This is a genomic window from Chromohalobacter sp. 48-RD10, assembly GCF_029889785.1.
Classification (GTDB): Bacteria; Pseudomonadota; Gammaproteobacteria; order Pseudomonadales; family Halomonadaceae; genus Chromohalobacter.
On record NZ_JARANX010000002.1, the window covers coordinates 204,209 to 216,432 of the forward strand.

Consider the following 12,224-nt stretch of genomic DNA (forward strand, 5'->3'; position numbering starts at 1 on the left):
TCCTACATTGAAACCAACAATTCCTTACAAAAGAGGAGCGATTTGGCTCACTCGTAAGTACGAAATCGGCCATGGTGCACAAGGCGGTAACACGCTAGCAGCAAGCGTTGCCGACGGCTCGAGGGCCGCCACATCAGGTCAATTATAAGCAAGCTATAAGAACGGGGGTGCGTCAATAAACCGCACCCCTTCGTCGCAATTCAGCGACGTGCGGACGTTCCCGAGTCGATATTCGAGGTCGCCTCTTCATGCTCCAGGTCATAGACCCAGGCCAAAAGCTCGGCAATGACTTGATACAGGGTGGGAGGGATTTGAGAATCCAGATCGACCTGCATCAAAAGTGCCACCAGCTCGGGGGCATCATGCACGAAGATGCCTTCGTTCTGGGCTGTCGAGACGATGCGTTCCGCCAGGTCACCGTATCCCTTGGCGACCACTACAGGCGCCGCTGAGGGATCTTGATAAGCCAACGCAACGGCACGTCGCCTTTCGTCAGGCGTGTCACTCATGGCGTTCCTCACTTGCGTCGTTGTCAGGCATACGGTGCACGTCGATCACGGCTTGCACTCCCAAGGCATCAAGGCGCTCATGCAAAGCCGACACCTGTTCCGAAAGGCGCTCCAGGCCCTCCCCCTCAGGCGCCGAGATCGACAACGAAGCCCGCTCGGCACGTAACGTCATGGCGATATGTACGTCACCGAGATTCGGTAAGGAGATATTCATCTCACTATGCCAGGGTGATTTATCATGCCCCTGCGATTGCGCCTGACCGTCAGCATCCTGGCCATCGCCCTCCGACCATTGCTGCAGTGTCATGGCTAGCATGACGCCCGGCCACAGCATGCCTTCCCAACGCAACGACGGCGTCACCAACATCTCCAATTGGTGGCGGACGACAGACTGCAAGGTATCGTTTTGATCCGTGCCGATTTGCTGCAAGGCTGAACTCGCCAGCGTATGATGCTGTCCGCTCGTTGACATATCTCCCCGCACCGCGAGCAACTCCGGAGAATCACCTTGCTGAGCGAGCAAAGGCGCCTCGGCGAAACGATTGGCCGTGGTCGCGGGGCGTAAGGAAGTCAACGTGGCCGGTGATGCCATCTCGGCCATGGTCGCGCGTGAAGTGGGCGGCCCCGTGTCTGTCATACGCGCCGCATGAGGCGTTTCGGTCGTAGCAAGTCCGGTTGCCACCGGCATTCGCGGTGCCAACGCCATCTGCGGTTCGCGCGCCAACGCGGCCGTCGACCATTCTCCCTTCAGCCAACGCGCCAGGTGCGACTCGTAGAACACGCCACTGTGTTGAATATTTTGCTGCAATTGAGATGCTAGAAGCCTCGGCGACGCCTCTCCCTCCTGGAGCAACGGCTGCGGAGAGGTAATCGACGAAGGCGGCGCGGGAAAACGCGCCAGCACAACGGCAATGGTGCGCGCGGCGGTACTGAAATGCGTCGTGGATGAACTGGGCGTCGCCGCCGAGTGCTCCTCCGACTTGCCTGAAGGCACGCCCGCTTCGAGAAGCGCCGAGGCACGTGCCGGGGTGAACTCGGCTTGTGAGGAGCCGCGCTGCTGAAGCCCGCCGCCTTCACGGGTCAATGATTCGATGGCATTCCCGGAGAGCACTGGCTTGACCGGCGCAGGCAGGTCAGTCGTTCGAGGCGCATCGATACGTTGCCCCAGCACCTGATGGAGCAATGTGTCGATAATGGGCGTTATGCCACTCACGTGCGCCCTTCAGTGCCCCGAGAGGAGCGTGTGCGTTGCGACAGCGTGCCCTGCCCTTGATTATAGGCACGCACCAGCGCTTGCTGGCGCCGAGAGTTGCCGATCAATTGCGTGAGCTCCTCACAGCGGGCATCGAGCTGATCTCGAATGACGCGATCATGCTCGAGAATTTCCTCGATCATGCGCGCGCAGTACTGGCGCTCTTGCGCATTGAGTCGTTCACCTTGAGGTGCGCGCCGCAATGTCTCGACATCGGCCACATGGCGGGCACGCTGTTGAATCAACGCGTCCCACTCCTGGTGACGTGCACTTTCGAGCATCGCCCGGGAACGCTCGAGCATATTCTCATAGATGTCCAGACGCTCCGACGCATTGCTCATGTCATGATCCATCCACTTGCGGGGCGATTTCGCGCCAGGCCGAACCGATATCTTCCAGCAGATGCGCGGCCTCGTCGAGCGCGGCTTGATCGTTGCGCAAGTTGGCTCTCAGCAACAACCGCGCGATATAGTCATACAAACTTCCCAAGCGCTCCGACAGTTCACCGCCGCGCTCATGATCGAGCGCCGCCGCCAACCCATTATTGACAATATTCAAGGCCTTGGAAATTGCCTGCCCCTTGGCGGAGATATTGCCATCCTCCATGTGCATTTTGGCAGCCCGGATGGAGGCTTGCGCGCCGTCGAAAAGCATCACGATCAACTGATGGGGGCTGGCCGACATCACCCCGGATTCAACGCCGACACGGGCATAGGCCTGGGCACCTCGCATCATATTCATGATAGTTCCCCTACTGATTCATTTGTGCGTTCAAGCTGTCGAATTGCTGGGTCAGATAAGAACTCGTCGAGTTCATTTGCGACACCAGCGAATCCAGTTCGGCGAATTGCGTGCGGTAGCGCGCCACCGTCGCATCGATGGAGTCCTGCATGCTGGTATAACGTTCACCCAGGCGCTCGATAGAGGTATCGATACCGCTGGTGGCCGTACCCAGTGTTCCGCCATCATCGAGCAGGTTGCCCAACACCGTGTCCAGGCTGGCGGCGAACCCGTCACGTTCTTCATCGTCGACATCACCGACGAAAAACGCGCTGACACTGTCGAGATTGCCGTCGATCGCTTCGTCCAGGGCCTCATCGTCAACCTCGAGCGTGCCATCGAGTGCCAGGGAAATCCCCATGTTGGACAACAACGCAAATTCACCGTCCCCAACATGCCCCATGGCATTGCGCAGTTGCGACTCAACGCCTCGCAGCGTGGAATTGCCAAGCAGCTCTCCCGCCGCTCCGGACTCGGCATCGAACGACGTCAGGCTCGACATGCGCTCTTGCAGCGAATTGTAGGCTTTGACGAAATCATCGAGAGAATCCTTGACCGCGCCATCGTCGCGGCTGAGCGTCAGCGCATCCGACTCTCCCTCATTGGTCGCCTGCAAGTCGAACGTCCCCCCTTGTAACGCCCCTTCGACATGATTGGACGCACTGGTGATGGCGATACCATTCACGCTCAACCGTGCATCCTGCGCGGCCACCGTTTGACGCATGTCGCTGGCATCGGGATCCGCCGCATCAAAGCCGAAAGCCGCCTGTAACGCCGCATCCTCGGAAGAAATCGCGATTTGGTTCACTTCACCCGTCTCGGTGGCGGTCAGTACCAGGCGCTGGGGTTTATCGCTGCCATCATTGATGATCGAGGCACTGATGCCGGCATCCTTCGCATTGATCGCGTCCCGCAAGCCTTCCAAGGTGTTGTTGCCATCGTCGAGGGTAATGGCAAACGCCTCGTCGCCAACGTTGAAAGAAAGCTCGCCGGTGTCGAGCTCGGCTTCTTTTTCGAAACCCTCGGAAGCAAGCGTCTGCGACCGGGCCAAGGCGCTAACCTCGATCTGATAACGCCCCGGGACGGCCGTGTTGTCGGTCGATACGCTGACGGCATCGCCCTGCATCTTGCTGCTCAGCGCCTGGAAGGTCTCGGGATCACTGAGCGCCGTTGCCGACTCGCGCAGCGAGTCCAGCGCACTTTCCAGGCGCCCAAAGGCTGACAGCTTGGCTTCGTAGTTTTTCTTCTGTTCGGTAATCGGTTCTAGCTTCGCGCTCTCGGCTTTTTTCAAATCGTCCAGCAAGCCACTCAAATCCAGACCCGAACCGACACCCAGGGAAGTAATCGTAGGCATGACATGCCCTCAGCGAGTAGGTTGATCTTTTTACCATGAGGCTCGCCGACGCTAGCGCCGAAAAGACTAACTTTACGAGCTCTATTCATACATCGGCCCCAGGTGCGTAAACTTTAGCCCTTGCGCGTGATCATTTCTGACGGCTCGAGGCAGAGCAACGCGTCCCGCCCCGAGCGTCGACGCTGGCAATATCACGCCTCGATGCGCGATGATAGGTAACTCGAATCGACCTCAGGAGCCACAGCCACGATGGACTCGACATCGCTTTTCGCCGACTACGCACGCTGGCAACGCTTTCAACGTCAAGACCAGCTCCATCGCGAACATGACGCTGCCGTGCGTAAACTGGCCGAGTCAGGCGCCATGGCGTCGCGTGTCGCCGAAGGCTACCGCAGCATGGCGGAAAAAGGTGCCGCCGAGGGCGCTTGTTACCGTACGCTATTTTTGCGTCAGCGCGCTCATGAAGACTCGCTGGCATGCGAAGGCTGGCTCTTTGTACGCCGCGTTCTTGCCGAAGGCGGTATTACGCGTGTACGCGGCACGCTGCTTGAAAGCTTCACACTCGAAGACGGCAGCCTCACGCCTGGCGACAAGCCAGCGCTCAAGGTCACACTGGATATTTACGACGAAATTCTCGTCAAACGCACCATGCAAATGGGGTGTCGCATCGACCGTCAGGATGACGATCGCGACATCCATTTCATTACTTTTCTCGACAGTGTCCGTGGCGATCTTCGCCAGCACATGTAAATCCTGCCCGCCAAGCCCCGTCCAACGGTTTAGACGCGGCTTGGCGGCTCAGCTAATGGGGCAAATCCATCATGACGACATCTCCTTCACCGAGCCTCTATTCCACGCTGACCCTATCGGAGCTGGACGGCGTCACCGGCATCGCTCAACCACGCGCCACACGTCACAAGCTGACGCTGGAAAGCCCAGCGGCGCGACTCTTGACCGATTTCAGCACGCAGCGTGCCCAGACCATCCTCACCTCCAACACCATCTCGCAGGCCCTCAACACCATGAAACAGGCAGGCGTTCGCTTGCTCATGGTCATGGGGCCAGACGGGCGATTCACCGGTGTCATCAACGCTCGCGAGCTAGTCGGAGGACGCAAGATCACCATCGCCATGCAGAAACATGATGTGCCGCGCGAGGAAGTCACCGTGGATATGATCCAGACGCCACGCGCGCAGTTGCACTCACTGCCGCTAGCTCAGTTGGAAGCCGCTCGAGTCGGCGAGCTCGTGGAAACGCTCAAGGCATCCGGCGACCAACACTTGTTGATTACTGCACCCGGGGAGCAGGCCCCGATCATTCGCGGTTTGGTTTCGGCCTCCGATATAAGCCGGTCGTTGGGAATCGACCTCGATCACCCACCGGAAGCGCGCAGCTTCGCCGCCATCTGCCAAGTCATTCTCGGGCACGACCTGTAATACACGCCTCACCGGGGTCGGGGCCACCCCCGAGCCCGGCGGCGCTTATCGACGGCCGAAGGAGTTTTGCATGCTCGAGTGGTTGCAAGACCGCCTATCCCGCCAACACGGTATTGCCATCTGGGTCATCAAACAATTCGACGACACGACCTTGCACCTTTGCGGCAAGGGGATGGCAGGGGGCACGGAGCGGATGTCGCGTCGCCGATGCACATTGGCCCGCGGCACATTCGTGGGACCGGTGCGCATCGGTGAGCACCATGAGGTCTTGCACTCCGATCTCTTCGCACGGCTACCGCTACGCGACGAATTACGTCTGATCAATGAGCGCGAAGCCGAGTACGACGGTCGACGTTATTACGTCTCTTGGGTCCCTGAGCGTTGCTGGCGCTTTCAGGGGCCTTTGATTTCTCAGCCCCAGCGCAACGACGGCAAGTTGCGCTTCGTCAGCCACGAGGACGTCGCTGCGATACGCGAAAAGACCGCCGCTCTGAACGCCTCGACAACGCCATCACGCACCTCCGATGGGTGGTCGCTGGCCGAACGAGACAACGACTAGCTATCATCGCGCCATCCCGATATCTTCCCGGACATCCGTGACACCATGACTTCCAACACCGTTCTCGTTCTTTATGCAGGCGGCACCCTGGGCATGCTCGACGGGCCTAGAGGGCTCCGCCCCGGTAGCGACTTCGAGGCGCGTCTGCGCCAGGCCTTCACGCATCTCGCCGCGTACCGGCGCGATGCCATACCGCCTTTCGAAATGCTCGAATACACGACGCCCATCGACTCGAGCAGCGCCACGCCCGCCGACTGGCAACGCCTGGCGCGTGACATTGCCGAACGCTATGCGGACTATGCCGGCTTCGTGGTCCTGCATGGTACCGATACGTTGGCGTGGTCCACCTCGAGCCTAGCCTTCCAGTTGCAAGGCCTGGGCAAACCCGTCGTCGTAACAGGGGCACAGAAACCGCTGGAAATACCCAACAGCGATGCGCTCGATAACGTCGAAACGGCGCTGCGCTTCGCTGCTCAGACGAATCTCACCGAAGTGGCCATCGCCTTCGACGGCAAACTCATGCGCGGCTGCCGCACCCGCAAATGGGATACTCAAGCGTTCAATGCTTTTCACGCCCCCAACTGGCCGCTGCTGGGCGAGATCATCGATGACGAGCCGGTCCTCTATGCCGCGCGATGTCTTTCGCCTAGCGGTGCGCCACGATTCGAGCTACCCGATTTGGTGCCCACGTCGGCGGTCATACGCCTACCACTGTGGCCCGGCATTCAAGCACGCCAGATCGCGCGACTGCTCGACGACGACACGGTACACGGTGCCGTTCTCGAAAGCTGGGGGAGCGGCAATATTCCCGAAGACACTGCCCTGGCGAGCGAGCTGGCCGCCGCCAGCAGCCGTGGCACCATGCTCGCCGTCATCAGCCAGTGTCCGCACGGCCCCGTGACACTCGGCACATATGCCAGCGGCAATGTACTCAAGGATATCAACGCGCTGGCCGGCGATGACATGACCCCGGAAGCGGCATTTACCAAACTCGTCCATCTACTCTCACAGCCACTGCCCGAGGCTCAGCGCCGTCGCCAATTCCTGACCTCGCTATGCGGCGAGCGCAGCGCGCTGACGTGACGCCACGCTAGCCGGCGAATGGTTCGCCGGTTACACTATGCGCGCTTCGTCCGGACCGGATCCCGGGCGTGTTTCCCGCCAGTGTCGCGACACTGGCGAGAGGCTACAAATTCTCCGCTCAGGACAAATCTCATGACCGACACACCGCACCATGCACCTCAGCCCGCCAGCGCTGGGGCAAGCTCTCTGACCGCGCTCACTACACCCGACGATACCGCCAAGGCCGTGGTCATATACTCCGGCGGGATGGACTCCTATACCGTTCTGCATCGCGCCTTGAGCGCCGGGTTCGACGTCCACGCCTTGTCGTTCCACTACGGCCAGCGCCACTCGCGTGAACTCGAGACGGCAAGCCAGGCCTGCCAGCAGTTGGGCGTCGCCCACCAAGTGGTCGACATTCGCGCGATCCACGGCCTGATCGGCAATTCCGCCCTTACCGATGCCGATCGCGACATGCCCGGGGGCGACTACGATGCCGACAACATGGCCGCTACGGTAGTACCCAATCGCAACATGATCCTGCTCTCGCTGGCCATCGGTCACGCCATCAACATCGGTGCTAATGTCTGCTTTTATGGTGCCCACGGCGGCGATCACGTGCTGTATCCCGACTGTCGTCCCGAATTCGTCGAGCGGGTTAATGACGTCGCCGCCATCGCCGACTTCAATCCGGTGCGCATCGCGGCGCCCTATTTGCACGCCAGCAAGCACACCATCTTGGCCGACGGCCTGGCGATGGGGCTCGATTACGCCCAGACCTGGACCTGCTACCTGGGAGGCGAGTACGCCTGCGGACAATGCGGTAGCTGCCGGGAGCGTCTGGCGGCCTTCGCCGCGCAGGGCGTCGATGATCCCCTGACCTATGCTGCGCCGGAGAAGATGTCGTAATGTACAGCGTCAAGGAAGCTTTCTATACGCTCCAGGGTGAAGGCGCCCGCGCTGGGCGTGCCAGCGTGTTCTGCCGCTTCACGGGCTGCAATCTCTGGTCGGGGCGTGAACGCGACCGCGCCACCAGCCACTGTCGCTTTTGCGACACTGACTTCATCGGTACCGACGGTCAGCACGGCGGTCGCTTCGAGGACGCCCAAGCCTTGGCGACCCATCTCATGAGCCTCTGGCCTCATGCGCAGGAGACCGCCGTGCCCTACGTGGTCTTCACCGGCGGCGAGCCGTTGCTCCAGCTCGACACACCACTCATCGAGGCCATGCATGCCCAAGGGTTCGAAATCGCCGTCGAGACCAACGGCACGCTCGCACCGCCCGACGGCATCGATTGGCTATGTGTCAGCCCCAAAGGCGATGCGACGTTGCGCATCACGCAAGGCGATGAGCTGAAACTGGTGTTTCCGCAGTCCGATGCCATGCCCGAACACTTCACGCATCTCGCCTTCAGGCATTTTTTCCTGCAGCCGATGGATCTCGCGCCACGCGGCGGACAAGGCACGACCATGCGGGACACCGTGTCTTACTGCCTCGCTCATCCACAGTGGCGCCTGGCGCTGCAAACCCACAAGATCGCGGGAATCGACTGATGACGCTTTTCGTCAACCACCTTACCCATATCGACGCCTCGCTGTGGTCTCCCGAACTTGGCTTGACCGGCGTTAGCTGGCATGTCGATGCCGAGCTCGACGGCGCACTCGGCCCCGACGGCATGCTGTTCGACTTCGGAGAGGTCAAACCCTGGATCAAATCGCGGCTCGACGAGGGCCTCGACCACACCCTGCTGGTACCGACCCAAGCGCCCGGGATCCAAGTGCTCGATTGCGCCGAGGGGCTCTGCCTGCGCACGCAATTCCCTTACCCCATGGAGCTCCGGGGCCCGCGTCAAAGCTTCACTCTGCTGCCCTGGTCGGAGATCACCACGCAGCAATTGGCCACGCATCTCTCCAGCGAACTCAGCCGTCGTCCTCCTGCCAAGGTGGAGACAATTCGCCTGCGTTTGCGCGATGAAGACATCGAGACGGCCGCCTATACTTACAGCCATGGACTCAAGCACCATGCGGGCAATTGCCAGCGTATCGCCCACGGCCACCGCTCGCGCCTGCATATCTGGCGGGACGGTCAACGCGCTCCCGAACTGGAGCACCAGTGGGCGCAGGCACTGGATACTTGCTACTTGATCCACGACGAGGATCTCGCGCCACAGGCCGATGAGTCTCTGGATACATTAAGCATCGCCTATCACGCCGATCAGGGGCGGTTTCATCTGACGCTTCCCCGTGAGCGCTGCCATCTACTCTCCACGCCCACGACCATCGAGCATATCGCTGCCTGGCTGGCAGAAAAGATAGCCCAAGAGACATACGGTCGGATTCGTGTGCAGGCTTTCGAGGGAATCGACAAGGGCGCCATCGCCGAATCAGCGTGACCGAGACGTCCAGTACATCACCCATTATTCGCTATACGGAACACCTCCATGTCTTGCCGCGTCGGTTGCGGCGCGTGTTGCATCGCGCCGACCATCAGTTCCCCCATTCCCGGCATGCCCACAGGCAAGCCGGCGGGCGTGCGCTGCGCGCAACTCGATGACGACAATCGCTGCCGCCTGTTCGGCGATCCCCGGCGTCCCACCGTTTGCCATGACTTCGATTACGATCGCACGATTTGCGGCGACAGTCGCGAAGAAGCACTGACCATACTCGAGGACCTGGAGCGGCATACCGACACGTATTCCTGAGCCTCGCTCCTTGGCCCTCCATTGATAAGCACGTTCCTGCACCAATAAAAAAAGCGCGGCTCCAGAAGCCGCGCTTTTTTACCTTTACCCGTGGGCCTCGATCAATGACGCTCGATCTCGGCTTCTTCGCGCAATGTCTCGGTCAAGCCTTGGATAGCGGCCTGCGCACGCAACCGTTGGGTCATTTGCGTGCTTTCACTCGCGTCACCGGTACCCCCGTCGCGTACGTCGGTCAATTCGATGACGACGACCCCTTCATCGGTAGAAGCTTGCCCGAAGCTGCTGCCCTGCTCGGGATGTGGCAGGCGGAACGCCTTCTGCAACACGCTGTCGGGCGCGTTGTCGCCATCGCGCGTGGCCTCCTCGATATCCTGCCAGTCGAGTGCTACAGATTCCCCATTCTTGAGCGCCTCGACCAATGTTTGGGCGCGGGCTTGCAGCGCTTCGCGTGTCTTGACCTTCTGGGTCGCTTCACGCACCTGGTCCTTCACGTCATCGAGCGGTAGGGTCGTGGCATCACGATGGTCGGTGACACGCACCACGGCACGGCGTTGATCGTCGAGTTCAAGCACATCGCTGTTATAGCCATTTTCCAGCACATCTTCGCTGAAGGCGGCATCCATCACGCCAGGCTCAGCGAGCACGCCATCGGCACTGTCCCTTGAGACCCAGTCGCTCGTCCGCATCTCAAGGCCGAGCTCGTCAGCAACGCTCTGTAAGTCCTCTGCCGCATAGCTTTGGTCTTCCAGCGCCTGAACCTGCTCGTTGAATGCATCACTTGAGTTGTCGAGACGCACTTGCTCGGCGAGCTGGTCGCGCCTTTCATCGAAACTGGGAAAATCGATGTCGGTGACCTTGATCAGATGCAGGCCATCGCCGCTATCGACGACCGACGAAACGTCGCCTTCGCTCAACGAGAACGCAGCATCATCGAACGCTTCGCCCAAGAAGCCGCGATTGATCACACCGAGGTCACCGCCTTGGTCGGCGGATGCCGTATCGTCGGAGTATTCGGCCGCCACCGCTGCAAAGTCTTCACCGTTGTCGAGCTTGTCCTGCGCTTTCTCGATACGCGTCATGGCCTCGTCGCGAGAACGCTCATCGCCATAATCGACCATGATGTGTGCGACTTCGCGAGGAGCGTCCTGACGCTCTTGCGCGTAAGCGTCTCGCACTTGCTGCTCATCGACGTCGACATCCCGGGCCACCTCTTGCTGATCCAGCACGACGTACGCGATCTTGACCTGCTCGGGGCGCTTATACTGATCTTGATGCGCGTCGTAATAGGCCTGCATGTCATCTTGGCTCACCTCGACCGAGGTATCGAGATCGTCTGCCGTCAACTCAGCATAGCGGAAATCACGCGTCTGATTTTCCAGGGCCTGCAAGCGTTTGGCTTCCCCTGGCAACACCAAAGTCGACAGTCCGATACCCTGCTGAAGCTGCTGACGCTTCATGTCACTGCGCAGTTCTTTACGAAACGACAACGGCGTGTAGCCCGCTTGAGAAAGACGGTTGGAGAAGACGTCCTGAGAAAAACTGCCCTCTGAATCCTGGAACTCAGGACGGCTCACGATGAGCTGATCGATCTGAGCGTCGGAAAGGTGCATCCCCCCTTCTTCAGCGTATTGATCCAGCAACTCCGTAGAGATCAATTGATCGGTGACTTGTTTACGCAGCTCGCGTTCTTGATCGGGCGGTACTTGCCCGGAGCGAATCGCACGCTGGACCTGCATCTCGACCGCTCGCTTGCCGATCGGCTCGCCATTCACGGTCGCGGCGTCATCACTGCCGGAGGTGAAGACCCCGACCAGGGACTCGGCCCCGAAAAGCGCGAACGTCACTATGATCGCACCCACGATCACTCTGGCGGTCCACCCTTGGGAGCCTTCTCGAATTCGTTGCAGCATGCTTGCCTCGACGTGATGGAGATTCTTGAAACCAGAAGGAATTATACCGGCATCGAGTGTACCCCGGTCAAAATGGGGTCACACTTCCAGCACAGCCACCGGCATGAAAAAGGCGCACCGCTTACGCGATACGCCTCTTTGGCTGGACCGAACCGACACGACATTTCGCTTCAAACACGGCTTTCGTCATGCGTCGCGCTCATGACGACCACTTCGGCCCCGCTCGACCGGTCTTAGTTGACCGAGTCCTTGAGCGCCTTGCCTGCCTTGAACGTCGGCACCTTGGCAGCGCTGATTTCAATCGTCTCACCGGTCTGAGGGTTACGACCGGTGCGCGCGGCACGCTCCTTGACGGAGAATGTGCCGAATCCAACCAGTGCGACGGAATCGCCCTTTTTCAGACTATCGGAGACGGTCTCGACCATGGCGTCGAGCGCACGGCCTGCAGCCGCCTTGGGAATGTCGGCAGATGCAGCAATGGCTTCGATCAGCTCGGACTTGTTCACACTTCACCCCTTGACTGTTTCGGTAATGACTGGAAATCGGCGCGAAACTTCCACTTCCTGAAGCGTCACAACAAAGGCTGGAATTTATAGCAATGCTACGAAACTCTTGTCAAGAAAGCTTCACGCCGAGCCGCGCCATGCGCGGTTTTATACCA

Annotated in this window: 15 protein-coding genes; 8 read left to right on the plus strand and 7 right to left on the minus strand. The window is 60.0% G+C overall.

From position 1 onward, the window contains the following. Positions 1-200 precede the first annotated feature (200 nt). The 5 genes from OP496_RS03780 to fliD are packed head-to-tail and all read right to left on the minus strand — an operon-like array spanning position 201 to position 3,895. Positions 201-509, minus strand: a complete 309-nt coding sequence (locus OP496_RS03780; protein ID WP_280562145.1) for an EscU/YscU/HrcU family type III secretion system export apparatus switch protein — start codon at positions 507-509, stop codon at positions 201-203. Continuing rightward, positions 502-1,722 (minus strand): flagellar hook-length control protein FliK, encoded by a 1,221-nt coding sequence (locus tag OP496_RS03785; protein WP_280562146.1) that lies wholly within the window; start codon positions 1,720-1,722, stop codon positions 502-504. The genes OP496_RS03780 and OP496_RS03785 overlap by 8 nt, the downstream gene beginning before the upstream one ends. After that, positions 1,719-2,102, minus strand: coding sequence for a flagellar protein FliT (gene fliT, locus OP496_RS03790; RefSeq protein WP_280562148.1), 384 nt, complete (start codon positions 2,100-2,102; stop codon positions 1,719-1,721). Before fliT ends, OP496_RS03785 begins: the two co-directional genes overlap by 4 nt. Before the next feature lies 1 nt (position 2,103). After that, positions 2,104-2,502, minus strand: coding sequence for a flagellar export chaperone FliS (gene fliS / locus OP496_RS03795; protein WP_246894496.1), 399 nt, complete (start codon positions 2,500-2,502; stop codon positions 2,104-2,106). 10 nt (positions 2,503-2,512) lie between these two features. Further along, positions 2,513-3,895 (minus strand): flagellar filament capping protein FliD, encoded by a 1,383-nt coding sequence (gene fliD, locus OP496_RS03800; protein ID WP_280562150.1) that lies wholly within the window; start codon positions 3,893-3,895, stop codon positions 2,513-2,515. A 249-nt stretch (positions 3,896-4,144) separates the two neighbouring features. On the opposite strand from fliD, the gene OP496_RS03805 reads away from it, so the two are divergent. The 8 genes from OP496_RS03805 (at position 4,145) to OP496_RS03840 (ending at position 9,653) form a co-directional block, all read left to right on the plus strand. Next, positions 4,145-4,645 carry a hypothetical protein gene (locus OP496_RS03805; RefSeq protein ID WP_280562152.1) on the plus strand — a complete coding sequence of 167 codons (501 nt, stop codon included), beginning with the start codon at positions 4,145-4,147 and terminating at the stop codon, positions 4,643-4,645. Positions 4,646-4,716: 71 nt separating this feature from the next. Next, positions 4,717-5,331 carry a CBS domain-containing protein gene (locus tag OP496_RS03810; RefSeq protein ID WP_280562153.1) on the plus strand — a complete coding sequence of 205 codons (615 nt, stop codon included), beginning with the start codon at positions 4,717-4,719 and terminating at the stop codon, positions 5,329-5,331. Between the two features lie 70 nt (positions 5,332-5,401). After that, on the plus strand, positions 5,402-5,890 hold the full coding sequence (locus OP496_RS03815) for a hypothetical protein (protein ID WP_280562154.1): 489 nt from the start codon (positions 5,402-5,404) through the stop codon (positions 5,888-5,890). A gap of 45 nt (positions 5,891-5,935) precedes the next feature. Continuing rightward, positions 5,936-6,973, plus strand: a complete 1,038-nt coding sequence (locus OP496_RS03820) for an asparaginase (RefSeq protein ID WP_280562155.1) — start codon at positions 5,936-5,938, stop codon at positions 6,971-6,973. 132 nt (positions 6,974-7,105) lie between these two features. Continuing rightward, positions 7,106-7,861 carry a 7-cyano-7-deazaguanine synthase QueC gene (gene queC / locus OP496_RS03825; protein ID WP_280562156.1) on the plus strand — a complete coding sequence of 252 codons (756 nt, stop codon included), beginning with the start codon at positions 7,106-7,108 and terminating at the stop codon, positions 7,859-7,861. Further along, positions 7,861-8,505 carry a 7-carboxy-7-deazaguanine synthase gene (gene queE, locus OP496_RS03830; protein WP_280562157.1) on the plus strand — a complete coding sequence of 215 codons (645 nt, stop codon included), beginning with the start codon at positions 7,861-7,863 and terminating at the stop codon, positions 8,503-8,505. Before queC ends, queE begins: the two co-directional genes overlap by 1 nt. Beyond that, a complete protein-coding gene (locus tag OP496_RS03835; protein ID WP_280562158.1) occupies positions 8,505-9,344 on the plus strand; it encodes a 6-carboxytetrahydropterin synthase in 840 nt (279 codons plus the stop codon). The genes queE and OP496_RS03835 overlap by 1 nt, the downstream gene beginning before the upstream one ends. 48 nt (positions 9,345-9,392) lie before the next feature. After that, positions 9,393-9,653: a YkgJ family cysteine cluster protein gene (locus OP496_RS03840; RefSeq protein ID WP_280562159.1), complete on the plus strand. Its 261-nt coding sequence runs from the start codon at positions 9,393-9,395 to the stop codon at positions 9,651-9,653. A 101-nt stretch (positions 9,654-9,754) separates the two neighbouring features. On the opposite strand, the gene OP496_RS03845 is transcribed toward OP496_RS03840, so the two are convergent. Both OP496_RS03845 and OP496_RS03850 read right to left on the minus strand, forming a co-directional pair. Next, the gene (locus OP496_RS03845; RefSeq protein WP_280562160.1) at positions 9,755-11,563 is read right to left on the minus strand and encodes a SurA N-terminal domain-containing protein; all 1,809 of its coding nucleotides are present in this window, start codon (positions 11,561-11,563) and stop codon (positions 9,755-9,757) included. A 233-nt stretch (positions 11,564-11,796) separates the two neighbouring features. Continuing rightward, positions 11,797-12,069, minus strand: coding sequence for an HU family DNA-binding protein (locus tag OP496_RS03850; protein WP_280562161.1), 273 nt, complete (start codon positions 12,067-12,069; stop codon positions 11,797-11,799). Positions 12,070-12,224 lie beyond the last annotated feature (155 nt).